General features: G+C 53.4%; 24 protein-coding genes. 7 read left to right on the top strand and 17 right to left on the bottom strand.

Annotation, left to right across the window (positions count from 1 at the left end; all coding sequences use genetic code 11):
- Positions 1-103: 103 nt before the first annotated feature.
- From H70357_RS12475 to H70357_RS12465, 3 genes are read right to left on the bottom strand one after another with little or no spacing between them, the layout of a single operon-like run.
- Positions 104-3,448, bottom strand: coding sequence for an AAA family ATPase (locus tag H70357_RS12475; protein WP_038589704.1), 3,345 nt, complete (start codon positions 3,446-3,448; stop codon positions 104-106).
- On the bottom strand, positions 3,445-4,881 hold the full coding sequence (locus H70357_RS12470) for a metallophosphoesterase family protein (protein ID WP_231578418.1): 1,437 nt from the start codon (positions 4,879-4,881) through the stop codon (positions 3,445-3,447). The genes H70357_RS12475 and H70357_RS12470 overlap by 4 nt, the downstream gene beginning before the upstream one ends.
- Positions 4,832-5,968, bottom strand: a complete 1,137-nt coding sequence (locus H70357_RS12465) for a glycosyltransferase family 4 protein (RefSeq protein ID WP_038589703.1) — start codon at positions 5,966-5,968, stop codon at positions 4,832-4,834. The genes H70357_RS12470 and H70357_RS12465 overlap by 50 nt, the downstream gene beginning before the upstream one ends.
- A 184-nt stretch (positions 5,969-6,152) precedes the next feature.
- On the opposite strand from H70357_RS12465, the gene H70357_RS12460 reads away from it, so the two are divergent.
- A complete protein-coding gene (locus tag H70357_RS12460; RefSeq protein ID WP_038589702.1) occupies positions 6,153-7,547 on the top strand; it encodes an RsmF rRNA methyltransferase first C-terminal domain-containing protein in 1,395 nt (464 codons plus the stop codon).
- Positions 7,548-7,660: 113 nt separating this feature from the next.
- Positions 7,661-7,750, top strand: a complete 90-nt coding sequence (locus H70357_RS36615) for a YjcZ family sporulation protein (RefSeq protein WP_218642532.1) — start codon at positions 7,661-7,663, stop codon at positions 7,748-7,750.
- Between the two features lie 250 nt (positions 7,751-8,000).
- Here the strand turns inward: H70357_RS36615 and H70357_RS12455 are convergent, their stop codons facing one another.
- From H70357_RS12455 to H70357_RS12430, 6 genes are all read right to left on the bottom strand, one after another.
- Positions 8,001-8,801 (bottom strand): Cof-type HAD-IIB family hydrolase, encoded by an 801-nt coding sequence (locus H70357_RS12455; RefSeq protein WP_038589701.1) that lies wholly within the window; start codon positions 8,799-8,801, stop codon positions 8,001-8,003.
- Positions 8,802-8,915: 114 nt separating this feature from the next.
- The gene (locus tag H70357_RS12450) at positions 8,916-9,680 is read right to left on the bottom strand and encodes a pseudouridine synthase (protein ID WP_038589700.1); all 765 of its coding nucleotides are present in this window, start codon (positions 9,678-9,680) and stop codon (positions 8,916-8,918) included.
- A 3-nt stretch (positions 9,681-9,683) separates the two neighbouring features.
- A complete protein-coding gene (locus H70357_RS12445; RefSeq protein ID WP_038599354.1) occupies positions 9,684-11,210 on the bottom strand; it encodes an RsmB/NOP family class I SAM-dependent RNA methyltransferase in 1,527 nt (508 codons plus the stop codon).
- A 99-nt stretch (positions 11,211-11,309) separates the two neighbouring features.
- Positions 11,310-11,765, bottom strand: a complete 456-nt coding sequence (locus H70357_RS12440; RefSeq protein WP_038589699.1) for a DUF309 domain-containing protein — start codon at positions 11,763-11,765, stop codon at positions 11,310-11,312.
- On the bottom strand, positions 11,755-12,567 hold the full coding sequence (locus tag H70357_RS12435) for a GTP diphosphokinase (RefSeq protein WP_038589698.1): 813 nt from the start codon (positions 12,565-12,567) through the stop codon (positions 11,755-11,757). The genes H70357_RS12440 and H70357_RS12435 overlap by 11 nt, the downstream gene beginning before the upstream one ends.
- A 28-nt stretch (positions 12,568-12,595) precedes the next feature.
- On the bottom strand, positions 12,596-13,690 hold the full coding sequence (locus H70357_RS12430; RefSeq protein ID WP_038589695.1) for a quinone-dependent dihydroorotate dehydrogenase: 1,095 nt from the start codon (positions 13,688-13,690) through the stop codon (positions 12,596-12,598).
- A gap of 210 nt (positions 13,691-13,900) precedes the next feature.
- On the opposite strand from H70357_RS12430, the gene H70357_RS36285 reads away from it, so the two are divergent.
- A complete protein-coding gene (locus tag H70357_RS36285; protein WP_179091796.1) occupies positions 13,901-14,038 on the top strand; it encodes a hypothetical protein in 138 nt (45 codons plus the stop codon).
- On the opposite strand, the gene H70357_RS12425 is transcribed toward H70357_RS36285, so the two are convergent.
- From H70357_RS12425 to H70357_RS12415, 3 genes are all read right to left on the bottom strand, one after another.
- Positions 14,035-15,501, bottom strand: coding sequence for a L,D-transpeptidase (locus H70357_RS12425; RefSeq protein ID WP_038589692.1), 1,467 nt, complete (start codon positions 15,499-15,501; stop codon positions 14,035-14,037). The two genes, H70357_RS36285 and H70357_RS12425, sit on opposite strands and share 4 nt — an antisense overlap.
- Positions 15,502-15,666: 165 nt before the next feature.
- Positions 15,667-15,909 (bottom strand): ferredoxin, encoded by a 243-nt coding sequence (locus H70357_RS12420; protein ID WP_038589689.1) that lies wholly within the window; start codon positions 15,907-15,909, stop codon positions 15,667-15,669.
- 159 nt (positions 15,910-16,068) lie between these two features.
- Positions 16,069-17,361, bottom strand: a complete 1,293-nt coding sequence (locus H70357_RS12415) for a DNA polymerase IV (protein ID WP_038599352.1) — start codon at positions 17,359-17,361, stop codon at positions 16,069-16,071.
- A 226-nt stretch (positions 17,362-17,587) separates the two neighbouring features.
- On the opposite strand from H70357_RS12415, the gene cimA reads away from it, so the two are divergent.
- Positions 17,588-19,207, top strand: coding sequence for a citramalate synthase (cimA, locus tag H70357_RS12410; RefSeq protein ID WP_038589686.1), 1,620 nt, complete (start codon positions 17,588-17,590; stop codon positions 19,205-19,207).
- Between the two features lie 90 nt (positions 19,208-19,297).
- Here cimA and H70357_RS12405 read toward each other — a convergent pair whose 3' ends face one another.
- A complete protein-coding gene (locus H70357_RS12405; protein WP_038589683.1) occupies positions 19,298-19,861 on the bottom strand; it encodes a TlpA family protein disulfide reductase in 564 nt (187 codons plus the stop codon).
- Positions 19,862-20,024: 163 nt separating this feature from the next.
- On the opposite strand from H70357_RS12405, the gene H70357_RS34305 reads away from it, so the two are divergent.
- Entirely contained in the window at positions 20,025-20,501 is a 477-nt protein-coding gene (locus tag H70357_RS34305) for a M67 family metallopeptidase (RefSeq protein WP_052091993.1), read from the top strand.
- On the opposite strand, the gene H70357_RS12395 is transcribed toward H70357_RS34305, so the two are convergent.
- The 3 genes from H70357_RS12395 to H70357_RS12385 are packed head-to-tail and all read right to left on the bottom strand — an operon-like array spanning position 20,483 to position 23,733.
- The gene (locus H70357_RS12395) at positions 20,483-21,232 is read right to left on the bottom strand and encodes an exonuclease domain-containing protein (protein WP_038589680.1); all 750 of its coding nucleotides are present in this window, start codon (positions 21,230-21,232) and stop codon (positions 20,483-20,485) included. The two genes, H70357_RS34305 and H70357_RS12395, sit on opposite strands and share 19 nt — an antisense overlap.
- A complete protein-coding gene (locus H70357_RS12390; RefSeq protein ID WP_038599349.1) occupies positions 21,229-22,302 on the bottom strand; it encodes a DUF294 nucleotidyltransferase-like domain-containing protein in 1,074 nt (357 codons plus the stop codon). Before H70357_RS12390 ends, H70357_RS12395 begins: the two co-directional genes overlap by 4 nt.
- Positions 22,303-22,338: 36 nt before the next feature.
- On the bottom strand, positions 22,339-23,733 hold the full coding sequence (locus H70357_RS12385) for an ammonium transporter (RefSeq protein ID WP_038589677.1): 1,395 nt from the start codon (positions 23,731-23,733) through the stop codon (positions 22,339-22,341).
- Positions 23,734-24,414: 681 nt separating this feature from the next.
- Here H70357_RS12385 and H70357_RS12380 point away from each other — a divergent pair.
- Positions 24,415-24,846 (top strand): MerR family transcriptional regulator, encoded by a 432-nt coding sequence (locus H70357_RS12380; RefSeq protein ID WP_038589674.1) that lies wholly within the window; start codon positions 24,415-24,417, stop codon positions 24,844-24,846.
- A 34-nt stretch (positions 24,847-24,880) separates the two neighbouring features.
- Positions 24,881-25,558, top strand: coding sequence for a zinc metallopeptidase (locus tag H70357_RS12375; protein WP_379142704.1), 678 nt, complete (start codon positions 24,881-24,883; stop codon positions 25,556-25,558).
- A 49-nt stretch (positions 25,559-25,607) separates the two neighbouring features.
- On the opposite strand, the gene H70357_RS12370 is transcribed toward H70357_RS12375, so the two are convergent.
- Positions 25,608-26,522, bottom strand: coding sequence for a glutamate biosynthesis transcriptional regulator GltC (locus H70357_RS12370; RefSeq protein WP_038589672.1), 915 nt, complete (start codon positions 26,520-26,522; stop codon positions 25,608-25,610).
- Between the last annotated feature and the right edge of the window lies 1 nt (position 26,523).

Genomic DNA, 26,523 nt, shown 5'->3' with positions numbered 1-26,523 from the left:
CTCCACTTCAGCGGGAAATAGAAGGATAATTTATAGCGTGAAGCATATAATTTCTTTTAATTTAAAGAGCCGTACGGCCGCTTGGTTCGCAGCCGTACAGCTTCTATACAGAGATCACAGCGGCTGCCGGTATCAAACGTGCAGCCGCTTCGGCTACATGCCGATGGCAGGTCATCATGACAATCTGCCGGGTAACCGATAATTCACCGATCAGTGCCAGTGCCGCATGCAGGCGGCGTTCATCAAAGTTGACGAACAGGTCATCGAAGAGCAGCGGCAGGCTGGCCTGGCGGGTCATCGTCTCTGCCAGGGCCAGGCGGATAGCCAGATACAGCTGCTCCGCCGTTCCCCGGCTGAGCAGTCCGCTGTCCAGAAGCCCGGCAGCCTTATGCTCAGCCTTCAACTCCTTGTGCCCAAGCGTCATCACGATTCTCAGGTATTCCCCTTCCGTCAGCTTGTTGAAATACGCCGAAGCCAGCTGCAGTACCTGCGGCTGCTTCTCCTGCTCGTAGATGCGGCGTGTCCTTCCCATCAGTTCGGCAGCCAAGGCTGATACAGCATACTGTCCGGCCAGAATCTTCAGCGCCGCCCGCTGCTCCTCCAGCTGCTGGAGCACCGTGTCTTCCAGGCAGCGCTCCTTCAAATACTCGCGCTCCTGCAGCAGCTTGCCCCGGTGCTGAAGCAGCGCATTACGTTCTTCCTCAATACTTGCCGCAGCATCCTCCGCTGCGGACCGTTCCCGCTCCAGCGCAGCAGCATCATGATGCTCCAGCAGCTTCTGCAGTTCCACCGCTTCCCCGTTCTCCCATCCGCCGAACATGGCCAGCTCCCACTGGCGGATCGATCTGGTCAGCTCCAGACGCCGCTGCACGGCTGACGAACGGCGCAGAAATCCCTCGCCGTCCGTAGCACCGCCCTCCTGCAGCAATCTGCCGCTGCGCCCATTCAATACCTCAAGCGCTTTACGGCCCCCGGCAAGCTCCGCCTGTACTTCATGCAGCCGCTCTTGGGCAGCTTCCCGGCGGAGCAGTTCCGTCTTGAGCTGGTCCCAATCCCGCTTCCTGATCTCCAGCCAGCTCAGCAAGGTGAGCGCGGCAGTTCCAGCGACAGGTTCTATTAATGGCAGAACCCGTGTATTACCTGTACTTGCTATATCGTTCAGGGATAAAACCTCAGAATTTACGGATGGCAACAAACCCGAGGGATCTGCTAATCTTGCTGCAGCGTTGTCGGCGGCAGCTGACGACAGTTCGCCTCCCGATGCTGCCTCATGCCATAAATTCAGGCATTCTTGTTCATAAGCAGCACACTCTTCTTGCAGCTCCTTAAGCCGGGCCGCCAGTTTGCTCTCCTGGCGCAGCAGCTCGTTCCCCTGCTCCACTCTGGCGAATATATCCGGCAGCCCTTCGGGCGACAAGCCTTCCGGCAATCTGTGCTGGCGCAGCCATGTTTCATAGCTCTCATCCAGCTGGGTAAATTCAGCCTCAGCACGGTCCATCTCTTCGGCCAGCGCCCGCTCCTGCCCGGAGAGCGTCTCTACCTCTGTCAGGCAGGTTTCCCGCTCCCCGGCCAGCCGTTCCACCCGCTGCCGCCAGGCATTCCAGGCTTCCATGAGCCTGCGAAGCTCCTTCATGCCAGCCTCCAGCCCGCTTGCTTCAGGGCTGGGCGCTGCCGCCGGCCTGCGGCCCGGCCGGCTTAAAGCACTCTCCGGCTCCGCCCCGGAGAGCAGCAGCCCGCGCAGCCGCAGCATCTCCGCTGCGGCCACGCTCCCGTCCCCGCCATGCTCCGGCGGGGACGTTCCCGGTCTGCGCGCGGCGTGCAGACCGGCCCACAGGGCAAGGTCCGCGGCGGTCAGCAGGCCGAGCGCGGTCCAGGTGCTGACCGGCGGCGCACCGGTCAGGTACAGCGCGGCCGGCAGCAGCAGCGTCAGCGCTGCACCTGCCGCAAGCAAGCGCCGGTACAGTGCAGCCCGGCGCTCTCCCGCGCCGGAGCCGCCACCGGCGCTGGGGCCGCGCAGCGGCCCTGCCCCGCCGAGTTGCGCTTCGCGCCAGCGCTCGGCGGCCTGCTGCAGCTCGTCCCACAGCTGCAGCACTTCACGCGGGCTGCGCGGGGCGAGGCCCGCGAAGTCCGCGGCGCCGCTTGCGTGCTCGCGCGCAAGCGAACGTTCCGCCGCCTGCAGCGCAGCGCCCGCTGCGGCGAGACGGGAGCGGAGGCTCTGCCGCTCCGCCTCACGCGCTTCCATTCGCCGGTCATACCCGGCGAAGGATGCCGCGAAGCGCCGTGCGGCTTCACGATCCGCCGCCGCACCGGAGAAGTCCGCCAGCTCGGCTAGGCTCCAGCCTGCGCCAATCCCGCGCAGGATGCGCTCCAGATGCTCATGCAGCGCAGCAAGCTCGCCCGTGAGACGCTGCCGTTCCGCCCTCCGGTCCTCATAACTGGAACGCCGGCGGTCCAGACGCTCAAGTGCCGGTCCTTGAGCAATCAGCAACAGATCCGGCGGATGCTGGGCAAGCTCAGCGATAAGTTCCTGCTCCACACGCTCCATGCGGAATACCGCTGCTTCGCTGCTGCGGATCTCCCCTTCAAGGGACTGCCAGCGAACTGCACCGTTCTCCGGAAAGACCTCAATCACCGGCAGCTCTGCCAGCTCCAGCCCCGCTTCCCGCCACTTCAGCCACAACTCGCGGATGTCCTGCACCTTCCGAAGTTTGACCAGCATCTCCCCGGTGGAAGTCCGCAACTTTTCCAGCCTCGCCAGCTCCAGCTGTGCATTTTCCAAAGCAGCAGTATTCTCATTATACCGGGGAAGATAAGAACGGCTCTCAGCCATTTCACGTTCCAGCTTGTCGATGCTTTGCAGGATTTTGGCCGCATCCTGCACTTTGCCGCGCGGCTTATACAGCTTCTCGGCTTCCTGGATCAACCGCCGTTCGGCCCGCATAATTTCGCCGCCACCGCCCATCCCGGCATGGAACAGATAGCTGCTCATCTCCTCGGACTGCAGTGCCCCAAGCTCCTGAAGCTCGTCCAGCGACACGGCAAACAGCTGCCGGAACATGCTTCTGGAAATGCCGCCGAGCAGACGGCGCTCCATTTCCGCCTGCCCCACTTCCTCGGACCGTCCATCCGGATAGCTGACGGTAATGTTCAGCTTTTCGCTGCGTCCCGCCGTCTCTCCACCTGCGGCATAACGGCGGATTCTCCATAGACCTCCCTGCTCGTCATTCGCCGTCAGCATGCCGCCATGCAGACCACCCTGTGCGGGCTCATATCTTTCCGCCAGATTCACCCTGGTCGGGATCCCAAAAAGCATCGCCCGGATGAACTGCATCGTAGTACTTTTACCAGCCTCATTACGTCCAAACAGAACAGTTACGCCCTCCTGCAGCTCCAGTTCCCGGTTATGCAGACGCCCGAAGCCTCCGATCTGCACATGCTGTATCTTCATCCTGTACTCCCCCGCTCCTGCCCGGTCCCTTCGCTGGCTGTACCCGTTGCACCTGGCAGTCTGATGTCTGCTTTCTCCCCCTCAGCGGTCTCTTCCACCCCGCTAAGCAGTGTAATCCCCAGCTCTGACGCGCTTTTCAGCCAGCCCCGTTTCTCCTCTTCATCTGCCGAGGACAGCAGTCTGCGGAGCTCCTGGTTCTCCATGAGCGGCTTCAATGCACTTCCGATTAGTTCATCCAGTCCTTCTGTCGTCTCCCCGCTGCGCCCCGACAGCCGCAGCATTTCACCCAGGAAGCTGTCCTCCTGCAGCAGCCGTTCCCGGTCTATCGCTAGGCCCGTTTCCACCGAGAAACCCTCTGTCCACACGAGACCGGCATATTCTTTCCGCTCCGCACGGTTCGCCTCACGCCGCTGCAGCTCAGAGAGCAAATCATCCGCTGCACCCTTTTCTGCCAGTATCCTGTGCACGCCTCCCCTACCCGTAAGCCGAAACCGCACAACCGACATCATTTGCGGAAGCTCATTCCTGATTTCCTCAACTGCCTGCTCGACAGCTTCAATCCATTTCACCTCATCCGCCAATCCTTCAATGGAAATCTCCCGCACCTGCCAGCGGATGGAATCCAGTTCATGAAACTGGAGCGATGCAGCTCCTGCTTCATCCACATCCACCACATAACAACCTTTGGGTCCGGTCTCTTTAATGCTGCGGCCCTGGATATTGCCCGGATACACAATAGACGGGCGCTCATGCAGAATACTGCGTTTATGTATATGTCCCAGCGCCCAATAGTCAAATCCCCGGCTGATCAAATCCTTGCGGGTGCAAGGGGAATAGGTTTCGTGCTGAAGATCCCCATCCACGTTGCCATGCAGCAGCGCAATATGAAACAGGCTGCTTCCGGGCCTGCGGCTAAATTTCAAGGCAGTATTCTCCGTTACCTTTGCTGTTGGATAGGAAATTCCGCTGACCACAGCAGCCTCCTTCCCGTCACTCCGGCGGCGGGCGATGGCCTGTCCCGGCTCTCCGGAACTGAATACAGTAACATGCTCCGGCGGTTCTGTTGCCAGACGCGGCCCGTCGAGCGGATCATGGTTGCCATGAATCAGAAAGACCTGGATGCCATGCCTTCCCAATTCCTGCAGCGCTTCCTGAAACCGCAGCTGTCCCTGCAGCGAAGCATCGGAGACATCGTACACATCCCCGCTGATGACCACAAAATCAACTTCTTCATGAACGGCTACGTTAACAAGCCGCCCGAGGGCGGCGAAGGTGGACTCCCGTAAATAGGAGCGTATAGCCTGCGGAAGCTGCGCCAATCCGGCAAAACGGCTGTCTAGGTGCAGATCCGCGGCATGCAGGAAACGAAAAGGAATCATCTGCTCACCCTTTCGTTCCCGGCTGATATTGCAGATAGGTTTTTTTGAGCTCATTGGCCACCCGGGTCAGCGAATACAGGCTTTTTGCTTTATCCCAAGCCGAACGGGACAGCTCATAGCGGTAACCCGGATCGCTGATTACTTTTTCCAGCGCATCCGCCAATGCCACCTCATCGTCAGGATTGACCAGAAGTCCGTTCACCCCGTCCTCAATTTGTTCCGGAATCCCTCCCACATTCGTGCCGACAAGAGCCAGACAGCTGAGCGCCGCCTCCGCAAACACCGAGCCAAAGGCCTCCGCGCGTGAAGGGAGTACAAAAATATCAAAGAAAGGCATGAATTCTTCCGGGTGTAAAGTGTATCCGTAAAAAATCGTCTCATTATAAATGCCCAGATTCTGGGCTAATGACTCCAGCTCACCGCGGCTGGGACCATCCCCAATGATGTGCAGCACATATTCATGGCCCCGTTTGTTCAGCTCGGCACAAGCTTTAAACAACGTATCTATCCCTTTGGCCGGCACAAGCCGGGTTACGGTCACCAATTGCGGGATGCTGTTGTCATGCGGAACAGGCTTGAATCTTTTCTCATCGAAGCCGTTTGGAATGACGCCAACGCTCGAGGGCTGGTCAATATATGGCGCTAAATAATCGGCAAAAGAGCGTGAAACCGTCATCAGGCGGTCACTGACATGCTCCAGCTCACGGTATACCGAGACAAGAAATTGATGCTCCGGACCGCCTTCTTCAATGATTCCATTCAGAATCAGCTCACGTTCATAGCTGGAATGCAGGGTCTGGATCAGCGGGATTTCCGGATAGATCTTTTTCATCGCCAGACCGGCAATCGGATGATGGGCATGGATCAGATCATACTTTTTACTCATCCGCAGCTTAGTCCACCATATATAATCGCGGTAGGTCTGAATATATTTTTGTACAACCGGACTTTCGCCATACTTAGTCCAATCAAAGGTCTCAAATACAATCTCTTCGCGCCCCTTGCCGCGAATCCGTTTGGGCAACCAGAAGAGATCCATATCCCAGCGGCTGGAACGGAAACGTTCCTGGAGATAAGGAATCATTGAAGAAACACCACCGGGCTGTTCCGGCGGAAAGAATAGCGCTTGCAGCAAGTTCATCTGGTACATCCCCTTTACAATTGCCCTGATTACGGTGAGACCCGGCAATTATGATATAGTAATAAATATGTACAATTACTGGTACGCTAAGGTCCCCTACCTTGATTTTATCGGTATCCACCTGAAACAGCAACCAAGAAGAACGCTTGAGCCTGAATTGATTTTGACAAGAGGAGAATGAATGATGACGGAAGAACAGCTGCCCGCCGCTTATACCACTTCCATGAGAGAAATGCTGGGGCAGGAGGCGGACGCTTTTCTGCAAAGCTATACTTTGCTGCGGACCCAGGGTCTGCGATTCAACACTTTAAAAAGCCAGCTTGGAACCGGCATCCGCGCTGCCGAACATGCGGTTTCACTATTCGGCCTTACACCGGTACCTTGGTGCCCCTCAGGGTATTACTACGAACATCCGGCCCGGCCCGGACGGCATCCCTACCACACCGCCGGACTATATTATATTCAGGAGCCCTCGGCAATGTCCGCGGCCGAGCTGCTGGGGCCGCTTCCCGGTGAGACGGTGCTGGATCTTGCCGCCGCTCCCGGCGGAAAGACAACACATATCGCCTCTCTAATGCAGGGACAAGGTCTGCTTGTGTCCAATGAGATCCATCCCGAGCGGGCCAAAATTCTAGCCGAAAACGTCGAACGCCACGGCATCTCCCACGCACTGGTGACCAGTGCAGCTCCAGGGGAGCTGTCACGGCGTTTCCCGCAGGTCTTCGACCGGATTATGCTGGATGCCCCCTGTTCTGGTGAAGGCATGTTCCGCAAAGATCCCGCTGCTGTAAGCGAATGGTCTCCGGGCCATGTCGAGATGTGTGCGGCAAGACAATGGGATATATTGCAGGATGCCTATATCATGCTGAAACCGGGCGGCAGCCTGGCGTATTCGACCTGTACCTTCAACCGCAGCGAGAATGAAGATACCATCGCCCGGTTTATAGAGCACTATCCCGATATGGAGCTGATTGCTGAGAAACGCCTCTGGCCGCATCTGGAGAAAGGCGAAGGACATTTCGTCGCCCTGCTGCGCAAGGCACCTGCAGAAGAAACTGCGAATAGCCGCAGCAAACGGGGCAGCGGACGGGGCAAAAACAGCCCGCGAACAACCTCTTCCGTGCGCGATGCTTACCAGCAGTTTCTGGGCTGGGCAGCGGAGCATCTGCCAGGATTCACCGGCCAGGGTGTACCTCTGCTCTTTGGAGAATCCTTGTACCTGCTCCCGGAGACATTTAACGATAGCCTGCATGCCGGTCTGCTCGAAGGCCTCAAAATCCCGCGGGCCGGGCTGCATGTGGCCCATCTGAAGAAAAACCGGATCGAACCGGCCCATGCCCTGGCAATGTCTCTTCAGCCCAGTCAAGCTGCCCGTAGCTGGGACCTTGCGGCCGATAGTCATGAAATTCAGGTCTGGCTGCGCGGAGAGAGCCTGACGGTTCCGGCTGAGCTGCACGGCTGGACACTGGTCACGGTTGACGGACTTCCCGTTGGCTGGGGCAAAGCCAGCTCCGGTCAACTGAAGAATCACCTGCCCAAAGGGCTGAGGATCCTAAAAGCCCATATTGACGAGCAATAGGCAACTGACCAGTTCGTGATGCCTCCCCCGGCATATGATGACATTATCCCAAAGACGCCATAGCATAACAGCGCGGCATGGGAACTAGACATGAATTAAGGGAGGAATCAGACATGGGTGCACATCCAGGCTTTACATCGACCGGTGCGATTTTGGTGCTCTTTATTTTACTTGTCATCATTTCCCGTTCGTTGTTTGTCTAATTCCGCTCAAGCAGCAACGCACGGTGGCACCAAGCGGCCCGCCGTCCCTTTAAGGGGCGGTGCAGCCGCTTTTTTGCATTTCTAGTGCACTGCTGTTTATATCTAGCAATGTTTTATCAGTGATCGCAGATTGATAAAGCAGATCAAATAAGCAGAAAAAAAGCATAAACCAGCGCCTCAGGGCACCAGTCTATGCTTTCACATTTATATTCTCACTTCACACTATTCTTACTTCATACTTTCTCAAGCATTACGATAGGCAGTACTTCACCAGCGCGTCGCGGACCCCGCTGTCGTTGTTGGTTCCAGTAACCGCGTTTGCCGCTGCTTTGACCTCGAGTGGTGAATTCTCCATCGCAACACCCAGTCCGGCGTAGGTAAGCATCGAAATATCATTATAATAATTCCCGATTGATAAGACTTCCTCCTGAGGAATCCCAAGCTGCACAGCCAGATTCTTCAGCGCATTCCCCTTGGAAGCCTCGGGATGCATGAAGTCTACAAAAAATTCGCCGCTGCGCAAAATGTTGTACTGCTGCGTCCAAGTGCCCCATTCACGCTGTGCTTCATCCAGAATGTCCGACTGGGTGAAAACCGTGAATTTTACAATCGGTTCACGGAAATCATCCCAGGCCGGCAGTGAAGCAGGCATAATCCGGAAGTGCTCGTACATAAAATTAGCCTCTTGGGTCAGATTCTCCACATTATCGACGTACATATCAAAAGCGGTATTAACATCGAAATGGATATCATGCTGCCGGCAATAATCAATGTAAGGGTCGAGTCCACGGGCATCCAGCCCAAATTGATGCAGCACTTTGCGGTCATTGACTCGGACAGTCGCCGCTCCGTTGTGTCCCAGCACATACCCCGACAGGCCCATTTCTTCCATAAATGGAATCGAGTTCTGCGGGCTGCGGCCTGTGCATAATACTATCTGGCCGCCCAGCCGCGTAACCTCAGCAATTGCCTCTTTGTTCTCATCACTTAAGTGGTGATCATCATTCAACAGTGTTCCGTCTACATCCAGCGCAATCAGTTTGTATCTCATACCCCACCATCCTTGTCTGTCTTTTATATCTATATATGCAAGCTTACAAAACCCCCGTCAACTAAAACACGTACTTTAATTAAGCCGGTATTAAATCAGCAGCGGGGCTATTTCTCATGTTTCCCGGCCGTCTGCACCGAGCAGACTCAGCTCTTCTGCCGTCAACTCCCGGCAAGCGCCCAATGGCAGGCTCTCGTCCAGCTTCAAATCCCCCATAGACACCCGCTTCAGAAACGTCACTTTTTTGCCAACCGCAATAAACATCCGCTTCACCTGATGGAATTTCCCTTCGGTAATGGTTAGGGAGATTTGTGAGGTGATTTTGCTGCCGCGCTCTCTGCCAAGGATTCTCAGCTGTGCCGGGAGAGTAACATAACCATCTTCCAGTTCCACACCTGCGGCAAATGCAGCCACATCCGTTGCGTCTACTTCGCCCTCCACGATAGCCTCATACGTCTTCGGCACATGTTTTCGCGGGGACAGCAGCTCATGGGCGAGCTTGCCGTCATTGGTAAGCAGCAGCAGTCCAACCGTATCCTTGTCCAGTCTCCCGACCGGAAACGGCTCGAACTGCGCATACGCCGGCTTTAATAAATCAAGAACAGTCCGGTCCCGTTTGTCTTCTGTAGCAGACAAGACACCTGGGGGCTTGTTCATCATCAGATAGATATGCTCGCGGTACAGAATCGGCTCCCCATTGAGCTCTACCCTGTCAAGATAGGGGTCAACATGAAACCCGCTGTCCTTTACCACAATCCCATTAACAGTAATCAGCCCCTGCTTCGCCTGCTTGCGGATATCACTGCGGGAACCTGCGCCCATATGGGACAGCACTTTATCGATCCGTTGTTTCTTAGCATTATTTCCCGATGCCCCCATGCCTTATGTCCACCTCCACCCAGCCGGATATTCATTCTTCAGCATTCCGTCCTGCCACTTCGCCCAGCCTGCGCTGTACCCGTCGATACAGACCAGCACATACCCTTTGAGTGCACTGCCTGACTTCACAGACAGTCGTTCTGCCGGAATGGATAATGTTTCGCCTTTAAGATAGGAGACCGCTTCACCGCTGCTGCCGGACAGGGAAAGACTGCGGCAACTCTCCTCCGGGTGCAGGGCCGTAGCGAGCGGATGCCCGGGAATAAACCGGCCGCTGCGCACATGACCTACATACCAGCCTGGACGGATCGTCTTCAGTCCATCCAAGGCTTCCTTCGGCAATGGCGAGATATACAAATGTTCGCCGAACCACACGGGATATCCCGCAGGCTGCCAGCCGAGCTGCTCCTTAAAGAAATCGGTATAGGCGGCAAGCCGTGTCTCTTCTCCTATGCTTTGTTGTTCTCTGCCGGAGCCGTTGCCGGATTTGCCGAATGCACGGCCGCCTTTGCCGCCGCGTCCTCTTTCTGTTTTGCCTCCAGCTGCTTTAGCTGAAGGTGATGCTTTGCCTGACTTGTTCCGCGCAGCGATCCCAAGCGCAATGTCCCGGTCTCCGTCTTCCTCTTCCGGAGCGAGGCTTCCATCATGGCGCAGCACGGCCATGAAATGCCCCTCGCCCTTGACCTTATGCGGCCACAGCCGGGCCGTCTCCGGCAATTCGCCGAACCCCGGGGCGAAAGAGCCTGTGCCTCCTGCCGGAACCGGTGAGAACCGGGGATGTGCGGCCAGAAAATCGGCTATCGTCCCCTCATTCTCTTCTACAGCAAACGTGCAGGTCGAATAGACCAATGTCCCGCCGGGCTTCAGCGCCGCAGCGGCAGAGACAAGAATGTCCCGCTGCATCGCCGCATATTTCTCCGGCGTTCCCGGCTCCCACTGCTTCACCATGTCTTCATCCTTGCGGAACATGCCTTCACCGGAGCATGGCGCGTCGATTAGAATCCGGTCAAAGAACCCGGGAAATGCTGCTGCGATCCGTTCCGGGCTTTCATTCAGTACAATGCCATTGCGGACACCGTAAAGCTCCAAATTTTTGGCCAAAGCCTTGGTCCGCTCCGGATGAAGATCATTGCTGACCAGAAGACCTTCGCCTTGCAGCTTAGCGGCGATCTGCGTAGATTTGCCGCCCGGTGCGGCACATAAATCCAGCACCCGGTCACCCGGCTGCACATCAAGCAGCTCTACAGGAGCCATTGCACTCGGCTCCTGTATGTAATATAGGCCGGCATGGTAATACGGATGTTTGCCAGGTCTGGCGCCTTCCCCGGTATAGAATCCGGTCGGACACCAGGGAATCGGCTCCAGCTCAAAAGGTGCTAGCGCCAGCAGGTCCTTCACCGATATTTTCAAGGTATTGGCGCGGATGCCGCCATAAGGAGTTTCCTTGTAGGTCTCCGCAAATTGTTCATACTCCGTTCCCAACAGTTCTTTCATCCGCTGCGTGAACGTGCCGGGCAATTGTGCCGCCATGTTGCTTTCCTCCTGCTTGTTGTTTCTGAATGTAGGAATGAATAATTCAAGGAACACCCCGGTGGAGTGCTCCTTGTTGTCTTGCTGGTATTTAATGCTTCATTTGCGGTGCGGTGAGTGAGCCGGCCGCTGGGGCCCCCTGCGCTGCGGCAAGTTGGGTGTAATCCGGGCAGCTGCAATCCTTACAGCCTCTTCCAGACCGGGATCTGCAATTTCAAGGGTCAGATCATAATAGGGAAACGGCTGTTCATCATAGCCTTCCAGCTTGCGGACATACTCACCAGTCTCCTGTACAAGCTTCGCAAGATGAATTCCCAGCGTTTCATCCGGATACTTCTGCAGCACAATATGTGCCCCGCCCAGCATAATCCTCCCGCCGCGCACATTCCCGTTGCGGAAATGATACAACCCGACCGCTACCTGAAGAAGTGCTTTGTACAGCGGATCACGGTCTTTAGCCAGCCACAGCTCTTCAAGCACCTCATGACATTCAAAATAATCTCTGTCTCTATTGAAATAGACCAGGTACGCCAGATACAGCGGTTCATAGACCATCCGGCAGACTGTCCTTCTTCGCATTAGAGAGCAGCTCACGCACATGGTCCAGCAATTCCTTCATCGCATCCATATCCTGCGCCTGCCAGATCACATTGAAACGTTCCTGGCTTTCAATCGCCTCGTTCACCAGATGATAGAAATACAATTGATGAATCGCCTTGAGCAATTGAGTCGTCATATTGGAATTTTCTTCGAAGGTTTTTTGAGCCTCTAGAATTTCTTCACGGATGCTGGACATTTCACTGTCCAGTATGGAAGCGGCCTCTGCCGCCGTCTTGAGCCGCACCCGCATTTCATCGGGCAGGCTTTCACGGTATTTATAGTTCAGCGAATGCTCGATGGTTGCCCAGAAATTCATCGCCAGTGTGCGGATTTGAATCTCGGCGAGCACAATCTTTTGCCCCAGAGCCGTCTGAACAGGATATTTAATAATCATATGGAAGCTGCGGTAGCCGCTTTCCTTGTAATTGGTGATGTAGTCCTTCTCGTAAAGCACTTCAAGATCCTTGCGGGCACGGATATACTCCGCCACTCTGCGGATATCCTCAACGAATTGGCACATGATGCGTATGCCGGCGATATCCTCAATGCCTGTCTCCAGATCTTCCATCTTCACATTCAGCCGCTTGGCCTTCTCCAGAATGCTGGACAGCCGCTTCACGCGTCCGGTTACAAACTCGATCGGCGTATATTCCTCTCTCTTCTTGAGCTCCGAGCGCATCGTCTTGAATTTAACCTTAAGTTCCTCCACAGTCTGTTCATATGGAAGCAAAAAAGTTCCCCAGTCCCTGCCGTCCATCGCCTTCGTCCTCCTGTCCATTCATCCTTCAGTGATGATCAGCGCCCACCGCTTCTAGGATATTACGGAATCCGTCCCGCCGCAGAAGCTGCCTAAGTCCGGCATGCAATCTGCGGTTAACCTCCGGTCCTTCATAGATGAGAGCTGTATAAATTTCAACCAGGCTGGCACCCGCCCGGATTTTGTCATAAGCATCCTGGCTGGTAAAAATACCGCCTGAACCAATAATCGGCAGCTTGCCGCCGGTCTGGCGATAAATGCTGCGAATAATCTCTGTGGAACGGTCGCGCAGCGGTTTGCCGCTGAGGCCCCCTGTCTCTCCGGCTTTGTCACTCTTCAGCCCCTCACGGTTGAGTGTGGTGTTCGTAGCGATCACGCCGTCCACACCGGCTTCCGAGAGTGTATGTACCATATATTCAAGCTCGGTGTCGCTGACATCGGGAGCAATCTTGACCAGCAGACTTTTGGCCATACCGCTTTTCTCACGCTGGAGTTCCATTTCTTCTTTCACTTGGGCCAGCAGGTTCGATAATTCACTGCCATGCTGGAGACTCCGTAAATCCGGTGTATTCGGAGAGCTGATATTAACCACAAAAAAATCACCGTACGGATAAAGCGTACGGATACACTGCCGGTAGTCCTCATGTGCTGATTCATTTGGGGTCACTTTATTGCGCCCGATATTGACCGCCACAGGAATTCTGCGTTTCTTCAGCACCTTCAGCCGCTGGGCCATGGCCTCTGCGCCTTCATTATTGAAGCCCATCCGGTTAATCAGCGCTTCGTCCGGAAGAAGACGGAATAACCGCGGGCTGTCATTGCCCGGCTGGCTCTTGGGCGTAACCGTACCCACTTCCATAAATCCGAAGCCAATTGATGAGAAGCCGCCCACCGCTTCAGCGTTCTTATCCAGTCCTGCTGCAAGACCCACCGGAGTAGGGAAATGCAGACCGAACAGGTCTACCGCAAGATCGGCTGTCTCTGGAACGCCGTACATCAAGCGCATGGCCGCGCTGCCGCCCGGAACCAAGGCCGCTTTGTTCAAACCGCCTATGACGAGATGATGTGCCTTCTCCGGGTCCATTTTAAAGAAAATTGGTTTACCTAAATTTCGATACAGCACCGTTCTCGCTCCTTCAAGGGATAATACGTGATGTCCCGCGACTCCCCGTTTCTATAGGTTTCTTCTTAATTTTATCCGTTTCGGGAAGAAAAGAAAAGTTTTTTGCCCAGGTGATGTCTGCGAGCGAAATGCAGAGTATAGTATTTTTCTTGCAAACGCATTACAATGTAAGGGTAATCACCGATCAAGAGAGAAAGAAGGATGACCAGTATGTCAACTAAACGCAAACCTCCTACACTCCAGCAGAAGAAGGAAGAAGTCAACCGCAAAGCAATCCTGTGGATTAGTGTAAGTCTGGCCTTGCTGATTCTTCTTATTATTGTTCTATTTCTTGTAGCAGGTAATTAATTCAGCCAGTGGTAGACTTTGTGGGGGTTGGTCTGATTTTGAGGTGCTCCAGAGGGATAGGCTTCCTCCGGAAGCAGCAGCTCCTCAGGCAGAACCCCTTTAGTAATCTGAACCTTCGTTCCCATCGGTACCATAGCGAATAATTCCTCCACATCTTTGCGGTTCATCCGGATACATCCCAGCGATTCATCTTTGCCTATGCTGTCAGGCTCATTTGTGCCGTGTATGGCATAGTTGCTGTCCGAGAGCTGCATCCCGCGGCTGCCGAATTCCCCGTTGTCATGGCCATTCGGATTGACCACCTTGTCTGTGATCGTAAAAGTCCCTTCAGGTGTTTTGTCGCCGCCGAGTCCAATCTCATAGTTCCGCAGAATTATCGAGCCGCTGGTCACTGCCAGGCGGTGTTTTTGTTTATCTACAATAATAGTCAGCGGTCCTGTAAAAAAGGGCATTTCCGCCGCCGCATCACCGCTTGCTCCAGAAGAATTGCCGTTCTGGCCAGCTGCAGGAATCCCCGTTGCCGTGGCAGTATCCGGCTTGGCAGTAGCCGCCGGGGCCTGCGGGACTGCCGGGGAAGCTGCTGCACGCAGCGAGGCAAACTTCGCTTTCATCAGCGGAGTCGTTCCACCCAGCCAATTTCCCGGAAACGGCGCCTCCAGCTCCCCAAGGGATTTCGGCAGCACGCCCTTGCTGCTCTTGTAGGATCGCATGGCGCTCCACAGCACTGCCAGCTCCTCCTGGTCCTCCTGCCATCCTGCCGCCTGTTTCTTCAGCTCTGCTGAATCCGGGGGCTGGCAGGCACAGACCGCCGAATTGTAGGATTGGTATACAATCCGACCTTCCTCACTCTTCTCCAGCCTTGCCTCGAGCGGCAGCTCCTTCTTCCATATAAGCCATTTGCCGGAGCGCTCCATTCGCAGGATCGCCGTTGAGCCGGTCGGCTGGCTGCTCTGCAGCAAGCCCGCCAGCGCCTTGCCAGGTCCGGCAGCATCCCCCGGCTGTGCCGTAAAAGCCAGCTTTACCGGATCCGGGGCCGGCTGTACTCCAGTCTCAGGCACCGCCGTTGCCGTAAGCTCCTCCGGTAAATCTACCGGAGCTCCGCCGGCAATCTCTGGAGCCGAGTTGTCCGTTTCACCGGGACCGGGAAGGGTACCCGGCGCAGCTGCATCCGGCAGAAACACCAGCAGCAGCAGAACTAGCGTAAGCAGAATACGGCGCATTCTCTGCTTGTTCTGGTGACGCTGCCGGGCAGCCTGAAGCAGGCCGTCTTCATATTCACGCAGCATTTCGGCCGGCACCTTGCTGTGCTCGAAAGCTTCGTATACTTCACCGGCCTGATTGAAGCAGTAATTCGCTTTGCCTTGCTGGCCGTTCTTATAGTATTCCTTACCAAGCAAGTACCATGCCATCTTGTTTTCAGGATGCAACTGAACATACGCCTTAAGATGCTGCGAGTTTTTCATCGGGGCCTCCGCGGGTTTGTGATTCTTTCTATATATATATCGGTCAGTCCATCAAAAAAAGACATCCCCCAACCGAATTTACGCCGGCGAAGAGATGTCTTTATGTAAATATAAGGTTCGCGCTGAGCGATCCTTATATCCTGTAGTCAACGAAAAACCTCTGGATTAACCTTCTTTATTAAAAGGAGCATCCGCAATTTTAATGGAGTCCGTTGGGCATCCATCTGCAGAATCCTGCAAATCGTCGAACAAATCATCCGGAATTACAGTACACCCGTGATTGCTGTCATTCTCGTAGATCACTTCTGCCAAACCTTCATCATCATAATCAAAAATATCAGGGGCCGTCGCGCCACAAGCACCACAAGCGATGCAAGTATCTTTTTCGACCCAAGTGTATTTAGCCATTTTTTCTCTGCCTCCCGTTAAACAATACAGCCTGCTGTAGCAGCCTGTTATTTTTCTCATATTAATATAAATAGAATACAATTTCAATGAGTTTTCAATTCGTTTCCATTTTCGACGCATATTCCATTGCTTGAATGTCCGTGCCAGGCAAGGCTTTTCTCATGTTTTATCAGGATCAACACTTTCGAGATTGTCCTTCTGCAGTGAGGTGCCGCGCTCCTTATGATTGCGGAGGCGGGCCGAGTGGCTGTCACTGAGCATGCCGGCCGTCAGCACCGCATTCTCGCCGAATTTGTTGCGCAGCATATCCATCGTTTTGTTCAGGGACTCCTTCTTCGGCTGACGTTCATAATCGAACAAATCCAGCTGGATAGCGGAGTCCTCCTTGGGGCTCAGTCCCTGCAGGGTAACACCCAGCAGACGCACCGGCTTGTCCCCCTTCCAGTGCTTGGCAAACTGCTCGCACACCGTCTTATAGATGTCTTCAGCGCTTTCCGAAGGAGTCTCCAGCTGGCGCGACCGGGTAATGGTCTTCATGTCGGGTGTGCGGATCGTGAGCTGCACACCTGCTGCCACCAAGCCCTGCTTCCTCAGCCGCCGGGCAACCTGGTCGCTAAGATTCAGCAGAATCGGCCGGGCCTCTGCCAGACCGACTACATCTCTCGGCAAGGTTGTCGTATGCCCGATCGACTTGCTCTGTTCGCGCTCGGGATTCACAATGCCGTGGTCAATACCGTTGCCCGCCCGTTTCAGCCATGAGCCCATGACCCCGAAATAATCCACCAGCATCTTCTCATCGGCCGCAGCCAGCTGGCCGATGCTGTAGATGCCAAGCTTCCGGAGCTTTTCGGCTGTTTTTCCGCCAATGCCGAACATTTCATTACATGGCTTGTTCCACAGAATATCCGGCACATCACGCAGCCGGAGGACGGAGATTCCGTTGGGCTTTTTCAGATCCGAGGCAATTTTGGCCAGCAGCTTATTGGGGGCAACCCCAATGGAGCAAGGCAGTCCAAGCTCCTCCATGATCCTGCGCTGGATGGCCCCGGCAATCTCCAGTGGAGTCCCGAACTGTCTGGAGCCGGTAATGTCGAGATAACATTCATCTATTGAGACTGCTTCAAGCAGCGGAGTATAGCTGTAGGCAATCTGCATGAATGCATTCGAATACTTACGGTATAGATGAAAGTTCGGTTGAATAACAATTAAGGATGGACAAATCCGGAGTGCCTTCTGCACCTGCATGCCTGTTGAGATTCCCAGCCTGCGTGCAGCATAGGAGCAGGTGACAATAATCCCTCTTCGCAGCTCCACGCTTCCGGCAACCGCCGTCGGTTTGCCTTTGTATTGCTCCGGATCCTCCGCCTCATGCACTGAGCAGTAGAAAGCATTCATATCCACATGCAGAATAACCCTGCCGCTCGTTGGGTAATACTGATCCACGTTCTGCACAATATCTACCTTCTTATCTTCAGGGTTTCCATTGTCGGATTTAGCATACCTCTTCAACTGCCGGAAGGTCAACAAAAGCAGAAACGCTGTAAAGTTCTTTGTTACATTCCCGCGTAAAAATGCTATAATATAAAAATTCATTTCCCTTAAGCGGATGCTTCCGAAGTAAATTCTGTACGGAGTAAATCCAGGAAGCCATTCTCACAAAACTTTTAGGAGGACTCCCATGTCTAAGTCCATCTCCATCTTCGATACGACACTACGCGACGGCACCCAAGGCGAAGGCATCAGCCTGTCGGCGGATGATAAGCTGAAGATTGCCAGAAAACTCGATGATCTGGGTGTGCACTACATTGAAGGTGGCATCCCGGGAAGCAACAATAAGGATATCGAATTTTTCAAAAGGGTCAAGGAATTTCATTTAAATGCCAAAATCACCGCATTCGGCAGTACCCGGCGCAAGAACTCTGTAGCCGAGAACGACGACAATCTCCAAAGAATGATTGATGCCGGCGTACCGGCGGCTACTCTGGTCGGGAAATCGTGGGATTTCCATGTGCATACTGCCCTACAAACTACATTAGAAGAGAATCTGGCGATGATCGGCGACTCCATCGCTTATCTGAAACGCAAAGGCCTCGAAGTGATCTTCGATGCCGAACATTTCTTCGACGGCTATAAGAACAATCCGGAGTATGCAGCTGCCGTCCTGGCTAAAGCACGGGAAGCCGGTGCGGACTGGCTGGTCATGTGCGATACAAACGGCGGCACACTCCCGAATGAGATTCAAGACATTGTATCCGGTATGGCCGGGATCCTTCCGGGCGCTTCGTTGGGTATCCATACCCATAATGATTGTGAGCTTGCGGTCGCCAATACGCTCAGTGCCATTGGCGCAGGTGCCCGGCAGGTGCAAGGCACAATCAACGGTTATGGTGAGCGCTGCGGCAACGCCAACCTGTGCTCGATCATTCCCACTCTGCAGCTTAAGATGGGCTATCACTGTATTCCGGGGGATTCCCTCCCCCAGCTGACCAACACCGCACGCTTCGTGAGCGAAGTTGCCAATGTGAATATGCCGGTTAATCAGCCTTATGTTGGAACGGCCGCATTCGCCCACAAAGGCGGCATTCACGTCTCTGCGATCATGCGCGACTCGCGTACCTATGAGCATATTGCTCCTGAACTGGTGGGCAACAAACAGCGCGTGCTGGTCTCTGAGCTGGCCGGCCAGAGCAATGTCCTGTCTAAAGCCCAGGATATGGGCCTCAGTCTTGACCCAAGCAGCGAGCAGGCCCGCAAGGTGATTGACAAGATCAAGAACCTGGAGCATCAGGGATATCAATTCGAAGGTGCCGACGCCTCACTAGAGCTGCTGCTGCGTGAAGCCACCGGCGAGATGAACGAGCTGTTCACTTTTGAATCGTTCAAAATGCTTGTGGAGAAGACAGCCGGCAGTCCGGTCGTTTCCGAGGCCTTCGTCAAGCTGAAGGCCGGCGGAGAGAACCTGTATACCGCTGCAGAAGGCAACGGCCCGGTCAACGCGCTGGACAACGCCCTGCGCAAGGCACTGCTGCCCTACTTCCCGCAATTGGATGAGATGCATCTCTCTGACTATAAGGTTCGCGTGCTGGATGAACAGGATCAGACCGCTGCGAAGGTACGGGTTCTGATCGAATCCAGAAATTATACTAATACCTGGAGTACGGTTGGAGTATCCAGCAATGTCATTGAGGCCAGCTGGGAAGCATTGGTCGACAGTATGCGCTATGCCCTTTTGGGACAAATCTCACGCGAAAACGACAAGAAGTCCAGCAGTGAGCCTAGAGGCTTAGTCAACCATTAAAGATTCGGCCTCACAAATGCCTCTGACAAAGCCCCCCTGCAGCCGGGAAAACACCCGTTCCGCAGGGGGGCTTTAATAGTTGCCGTTTCTTTAAGAGCCGGTTAGTGTGATGATTTTCTTCTCCAGCTCTTCGGGAGTCAAGACACCGAGAATGATCTCGGAGATTACCCCATTTTTGTCAATCAACACATTGGTAGGAAACACCGCACCGTTATATTTATCGAACACCTTGCCCTTTAGATCAAACATGACCGGAAAGGACAGCATATATTTTTTGATGAAACGTTCGGCATTGGGCTTATAATCCTGGCTGGTCACATTGATTCCATAAATATCAAGAACATTCTTATATTTAACAGCCATTGCATTCAGCTCTGGAGCCTCCAGCTGACATGGTTCACACCAGGAAGCCCAGAAATTAAGCATCAGCGCCTTCTCCCGAGGTCCTCCTACGTCATAAACAGTGCTGTCGTTTCCCTGCAAAGTGAAGGGGGGAGCCAGCAAGCCAGCACCTGCACCGCTTTCCAGCTTGGTTGATTGCTGCACTACTGGTACTGACTCGGGCTCAGCCCTGAATTCATGCGCAATTACGAGAACGGCCAATATCACAATCAAGGCCACAACAGTTACATTTCGTTTATTCACAGCTCTCATGGGAAGACCGTTCCTTTGCAAATGGGATGGTTTGCTCCTATTGTACCCCCAATATGTGCAGTTTCAAACCATCCTTTACATCCAAGTAAAATCAGCTTCTTCTGTACCAAAAAAAGAGGATTCCGTCAGAGACGAAATCCTATGAAGAGAGAGGGGTGAATATATGACAGCATACCAGGGAAAAACCCAGCCCATCAGACTGGATAGCTCCGTACAGCTCATGCTGGGGAAGCATTTGCTGACCTGTTATCCGCATGAAGCTTGCGGCGTACTGCTGGGTGCTGCCGCAGCGGGCGGCATGCACATCAAGGACTATGTCCCCATGAGCAACGTAGCGCCTGACCCGCTGCATGCCTTCGTTCCCGATCCCCGCGAATGGGTAAAGGCACTCTATAACGACCCCGCCCCTGTCGGTTTGTTCCACTCCCATCCCCATTCTGCCCCCTGGCCTTCTCCCTCCGACATTAAGGGACTAAGCGCACTGGGTCCCGAATTCAAGGTATACCTGATCGGTTCTCCGGGTACGGACAAGAATGAGGAAATAACGTTGAGGGGCTTTCATATCAACCGGCTGCCTGATTCAAGTGGAACAGCGGGTTACAGGCTGCTGCATGCTCCGCTCTATGCTCTGCTTAAATAAGCATAAAGATCTCCCAAGGTATCAACCTGCCGCTTCTGGGAGATCTCATTCAGATAAGACACCCATAACCGCGCAGTCATTTTGGCATCCTCCAGCGCATGATGCCGCCCTTGGATCGGAATTTCGTGTACGGCAAGAAGTTCATCCAGCGTATAATTGCTGCGGTGCGGCTCAAGCCAGCGGGCCAGCATCATCGTATCCAGCACTCTGTGGGTAAGCTGCACTTTGGAGGTTTTCCATAATGCAGCATTCAGAAAAGACTTGTCATGTGCACTTCCGTGCGCCACCAGCACCCGCTGGCCCACAAAGGACATGAAATTATGCAGCCCGTCCATTAACGAAGGTGCAGCGGATGTCATCTCTTTGGAAATTCCTGTAAGCTTGGTGATATTATCCGGTATCGCCGTCTGGCAGTTTACCAGTGTATAAAAGCATTCATCTTCTTTTATTTCTTCCCCTACTACACGAATCGCACCAAACGACATAATCTCATCCCCATGCTGGTGGGAGAAACCTGTCGTTTCCAGGTCAAAAATAACGGTCTCAAGTTCAGCGAGAGGGGTATGCAGCACTTCAGGACGCCGTTTCTCGCGCATCAGGGAACGGATAAAGGCCATTTGCTGCGCCGTTTGCTGTGCCGATTCCCCGCCTCTCATCGACGCGATGGCGGACGGCATTCCGCCTTGTCTCAGGTTGTTCCAGAATCCGCCGCCTTTGTTCGGCTCCTTCATGACTGTCTCCTTTCCGCTGACCGGAGCTGACGCTGCAGTGCCCTGTGCAGGCGCCTGACAAGCAGCAGACTTTCCCGCAGCTCGGACATGAGCTGCTTATTCTTCAGATCACTTTCAGCAATATAATCACTGCTGGACAACAAGCCGTCGTTTACACTGTAGGGAGTGTTCGCACGCATCCGCAGTGCGGTCAAAAATGCCCGGCGGATCTCTTCAAGGTGCTGGTACTTGTCAAGCGCCCCCAATACTTCCAGCCTCTTCAGCGTGGAGCTGTCCCAGACTCCCTCAAATAAAGACAAATGTCTAACAATATTCACGAGCGGAATATAAACACCATATTTGACATCAAATCCCCCGGCATAATCGCCGAACCGTTCCGTCAGTACCTGTCCAAGAAGATTTAGTGTCGCCTTGTGGCGGACTGTATTGCGCAATACCGCCGCGGACAGCTTCTCGTTGCCGATAAATCCGGCATGAAAAGCCTCCCGCCACTCCGCGGATAACTCCGCGTTCCCGGCTACATGGCGCATATCGGAGGAAATAATCAGATAACGTATCGGCTCCCATTCCAGCTGGTGCATCCAGCTCTGCAGCTGTTCTTTCCATTCCGTCAGTGTCTTGCACCAGAGCGGCTCGGAGCACATCACCTTGCCGCTGCATTTCTCATAACCCACTTGTTCAAATAAATCCGACAACATCGCACCAAAGGCCCGGAAATAACTCTTCTTGAGCCCATCCGGTTCCCCTTCCACAATCAGGCCGTTATCCTGATCACTCCAGAGCGTAGCTTCCTGCCTGCCTGCGCTGCCAAACACAATAAAGGAATAGGCGCAGGGAGGCGGGCCGTAGCCCGCCTCTTTCATCTGCGCCTCACATATGATTACTGCCGCCTTCGCAATACTGTCATGCATTGCATTGACACGAGTCATCCATTCCCCGATTGGAACAACGTTTAACTGTACCAGAAGTACGGTTTGACAGGCCGTGCGCCTTGCCTTAAGCTCCTGCGGCGAACCGGCCGTTGCGATGGACAAATAATTATTATCTTCATTCCACTCTGCTGACTCCATCGAAGCCACTCGGTCCGCCCCCCATCTATGAAGTAGTTAATTTTTAAGGGTCTTGGATTCCGATTCTGCAATCAGTTTCATTTGTTCAGGATAACCGTAAGTACCATGTTCACTGATATCAAGGCCCATCAATTCTTCCTCTTCGGTAACACGCAAGCCGATAGCCAACTTAATTACGTAGAGAATGATGAAGGACAGAACTGCTACGAAGACAAAGGTACCTGCCACACCCAGCACCTGTACGCCGAGCTGGTGGAATCCGCCGCCGTAGAACAATCCGGGTTTACCAACAAGCGCGCCTTCCGCGATCAGATCAGGTGTTGCGAACAACCCGGTGGACACCGCTCCCCACATCCCAGCGATACCATGTACAGAGAAGGCATAGATTGGATCATCAAGGCCGGCACGTTCCAGCCATTGTGAAGTCATGAAAGTGAATGCTCCCGCTACAAACCCGATAAGAATTGCCGCCCAAGGCACTACGAATGCACAAGCGCCTGTGATTGCAACCAGTGCAGCCAGAACACCGTTCAGCATTGCCGGGATATCCGACTTGCCGAAGTAGAGCCAAGAAGCGATCAGTGCAGCCAGACCGCCAGCCGCAGCTGCCAGGTTAGTTGTCAATGCTACGTGGCCGAAGAATCCGCCCATTGGAGACAACGCGCTACCAGGGTTAAATCCGAACCAGCCGAACCAGAGGATGATAACACCGAGTACTGTGAATACTTGGTTATGTCCCGGAATAATAACCGGCTTGCCTTCTTTGTTGAACTTGCCAAGACGGGGTTTCAGCAAGATTGTCGCGACTACAGCCGCCGTTGCACCTGTAAGATGGACAACCGTTGAACCTGCATAGTCCTGCATACCCAGTTCAGCCAACCAGCCGCCGCCCCATACCCAGTGAGCTACGACAGGGTAGATAACTACAGAGAACAGAATTCCGAAGATAATGTATACACTAAGCTTAGCGCGTTCCGCCATACCACCGGATACGATGGCCAGAGAAACTGCGGCAAAAGCCATTTGGAAGAGGAATTTAACGTTTAAGGTTACATCTGAGAATGCCAGGGAATCGAATGATGCTGCTTGTGTTTCACCACCATAGAAGAAGCCTGTAGTTCCGAAGAACCCGTTGCCGTTACCGAAGCCCAGGCCAAAACCCAGTGCCCAGAAACACAAGCTGGCAATTGCGAGTGTCAATACGGTCTTACCAGCTACGTGGCCTGCATTCTTCATCCGGACCGAACCGGCTTCAAGCATCGCAAACCCCGCTTGCATAAAGAATACAAGAATAAATGCCAGGAAAGTAAACGCCGTATCCAATCCGATTTGGAGATCCGGTGCTGCCGGACCTTCAGCGGCAAATGCGCTGACCGGGTAGACCATCAGTGTAATCATGGCCAGAAACATCATTATCATCTTTTTTTTCATTCTTTACCCCACTCCCCAATGTTATATTTTCTAACAAAGCGTGAAACTCTTAATGTCATTATAATCAGAAGTCAGGTAAATTGACAAGACTATTTTTATGAATGTTGCGATTTATTTCTTGAGGCACATGATTTCTTCACTGTTTGCCTGTAGCTACGCATTTTCGTTGTTGAATCACAGGTTTCCAGCCGATCAGCAAAACTTATTCATGCAAACGCATACAGCAAAAACGGACTTCTCCATGTATGAATATGTATTTTCATTAATGTAAATGATCCAAGATGCTGTATTGTATGTTAAGTATCCTGAACATATATCAAGAGAATGACGCTTATTTTGCCGAACCCTATTCTTTTCATGAGCAAAAGAAGCAGCGCACTCTTCCGTCACTCCAATAAACATGACACATCGTGTAATATAATTATAGATCCCATCCAACCTTGTTATTATGCCGCAGATCGCAAGGTCCATTCGGTGTACAATCTTGGTGTACAATCTTATAGAAGGAAGACCTGCTTTTCCGAAGGTATCTTTGGCTTTAACCCTGCATATACTTAAAGTAAGTGTCACGTTTGACTGTACGGTTTATCATTTGATATCATTATAAGTGTAAATATAGTAAGAAGAGCGCCGGATCAAACCGGCCGGATTCTGTTAGCGAGGTGAGAAGAACTTGGGGATATGATCCTGTACCGGATTGGCGAACTGGCCAAAGCTGCTAGCATCAGTGAACGTACAATCGATTATTATACGAAGCTGGGACTCATTGTACCAGAAACCAGAAGCATGAAGAACTATCGGCTGTACAGCCATGAAACTTTAATCGCTCTGGAACGTATCAATCAGTTAAAGCATGAGAAATATACATTGGAAGAAATTAAAACCATGATGAGCAAGTGGAATTCAGCCGCACCAGAAACCGATGTTTCGGATAAACTCGTGGAGCTGGAGCTGCAGATGCAGCGGCTTGAGCGCGAAGTGAAGGCACTGGAACCGATGATCAGCGGACTGAAACCGGTCCAAGCCAAACGAGCGCTGTCAGCACTGCTTCCGCAGGGCGTTGCGTGCATGGAGGCGATCCGGCTGCTGCTCTTGCAGGGGCCGCCAATGTAAATACTATTTTTACACCATAGTGGAGGAATGTTATATGATGCCTTTGATGTACCTGTTAGTTATTATCGCTTTTCTATTCTCGTTGTGGGCTCAGTTCAGAGTTAAAGGCAACTTTAATAAATGGTCCAAGGTTGCCAACATGAATGGTTTGACAGGTTATGAAGCCGCACGGCGCATGCTTGATGCCAATGGCCTTTATGATGTACCGATCGAGCCTGTGCGCGGCACCCTTTCCGACCATTATGATCCGGTCCACCGGGTTGTGCGCCTGTCGGAGCCTGTATACTATGAAAGCTCCATCGCCGCTGTTTCTGTCGCATGTCACGAGATCGGCCATGCCATTCAGCATAAAGAACATTATCCAATGCTCACACTGCGCCACCGGATGTTCCCGGTTGTCAATTTCGCTTCCGGCGTAGCCCCCTTCATGCTGTTGGCAGGATTTATTTTCAGCTCATTGAATCTTATTGGTCTCGGTATTATCTTCTTCTCGGCTGCAGTAGCCTTTCAGCTTGTCACATTGCCGGTTGAATTCAACGCCAGCAGCCGGGCCCGCCAGGTCATGGTTGAGCAAGGCTACATCCGCAACGAGGAAGAGCGCGGCGTAGCCAAGGTCCTGAATGCAGCTGCCTTAACTTATGTTGCTGCCGCTCTGGTCTCCCTGCTTGAACTGCTGCGTCTGATCATGATGTTCTTGGGAAATCGTGATTAAACCATCTAGTTAACCCGCTGTCGATATACAGAGCAAATACCCCGGAAGGCTACGAGCCGACCGGGGTATTGTTATTTCTATCTTTGAAATATGTCAGCAGGAAAGTGCGGAAGGAGCGGGCTACCAGCGGCAGCTTGCCCTCACTGCGGTGAATGATTCCCACCGTTCTGGTCACAACGGGATCTATCACCCTCACTTGAGCCGGCTGCATAGGATTGGTCTGATACAATGCCGTTTCCGGCAGCAGGCTCACTCCCATGCCAGCGGCAACCAAACCCCGTATGGTATCAGTCTCTCCGCCCTCAAAAGCAATCTGCGGCTTAAACCCTGCCTGCAGGCAGGCTTGCCATACGATCGGCCTCAGTGAATATCCCTGGCTGAACAAGACGAACTTTTCTTCCCGCAGCTGTTCAAGCCGGATTACCTTCTCTCCGGCAAGCGGATGATTCTGCGGAAGGATCGCAAACAGCTCTTCTGTCATTACAATATCTCCGGCCACATGACCGTCATTTTCGGGGAAGGGAGAAATAAAAGCCAGATCCACTTCACCGGACAGCACGTCTTTAATCAAAGACGGAAAAGACCCCTGCTTGAAACGAAACTTAACCTGAGGATAATGCCGGCGAAACTCCGCCACAATGGAAGGTATAAGATGCGTACCCAGGCTATGCGGAAATCCGATGCGGATCTCTCCAAGCTCCGGGTCCAGAAATTCATGCACCTCAGCTACCGAGCGCTCCAATTCCTTCAGCACCGACTCTACCCGTTTGCAAAAAAGCTGCCCCACCGGGGTGAGCTGCAGATTGCGCCCCTTTTGCATGAATAAGTCCACTCCAAGCTCCTGCTCCAGCTGATGAATCTGGCGGCTAACCGCAGATTGCGCCACATGCAGCTCTTCTGCCGCTCTGGTAACATGCTCTTTTTGTGCTACCTTCAAAAAATATTGCAGCTGTCTAAGTTCCACG

This window comes from Paenibacillus sp. FSL H7-0357, from assembly GCF_000758525.1.
Taxonomy (GTDB): Bacteria; Bacillota; Bacilli; order Paenibacillales; family Paenibacillaceae; genus Paenibacillus_AQ.
This window is presented reverse-complemented; position numbering and strand designations above follow the sequence as displayed.